The sequence below is a fragment of the Oleiphilus sp. HI0067 genome, from assembly GCF_001635735.1.
Genome location: NZ_LWFI01001360.1, coordinates 1 through 761, shown reverse-complemented (window position 1 = coordinate 761; position 761 = coordinate 1). Strand labels below are relative to the sequence as shown.

The following is a 761-nucleotide window of genomic DNA, read 5'->3' as shown; positions in this document are numbered from 1 at the left end:
TTGATACTTCAGATCAAACACGTGCTGGTTTTGAAAGTGGTCGTTGTGATGTTCTTACTTCTGACCAATCGCAGTTATACGCAATTCGTATTGGTTTGAAGGATCCAGATTCAGCAATGGTTCTTCCAGAAGTTATCTCTAAGGAACCTCTAGGTCCAGTTGTTCGTCAGGGTGATGACGAGTGGTTCAACATCGCTAAGTGGTCTTTGGTAGCAATGATCGAAGCTGAGTTCTTGGGTGTCGATTCTGCGAACGCAGCTGATATGAAAGACAACGGTAAGCCTGCTCAGAAGCGTCTTCTTGGGACTGAAGGTGATGCTGGCGAGAAGCTTGGTTTAAGTGCTGATTGGGCTTACAACATCGTTTCACAAGTAGGTAATTACGGCGAGTCATTCGAGCGTAATGTAGGTATGGGTTCTCCTCTTAAAATTGCACGTGGCATTAACGAGCAATGGAATAAAGGTGGCTTCCTGTACTCACCACCGATTCGTTAATTCGAATAGGTAAATAAAGGGGCTTTATGCCCCTTTTGCCGTTCTAAATTACACCCCAAGACTAGAGGCACTATATGTCCGAAGAAATTCGTGCAAAAGCATCGAGCTCAGGCTCAATGCTCAATAACCCAAGAGTTAGGGCCATCTTATATCAGGCTTTACTATTGTTTGGACTGGGTTATTTTTTCTATTCTATAGTTTCAAATGCGCTGAACAATATGGAGGCGCGAGGCATAAAGAGCGGTTTTGATTTTCTATTTACCGCCT

General features: G+C 43.8%; 2 pseudogenes. Both read left to right on the top strand.

Annotation, left to right across the window (positions count from 1 at the left end):
• Positions 1–494: pseudogene (locus A3739_RS30225) on the top strand (amino acid ABC transporter substrate-binding protein); the annotation flags it as partial.
• Positions 495–568: 74 nt separating this feature from the next.
• A pseudogene (locus A3739_RS31030) lies at positions 569–761 on the top strand (amino acid ABC transporter permease); the annotation flags it as partial.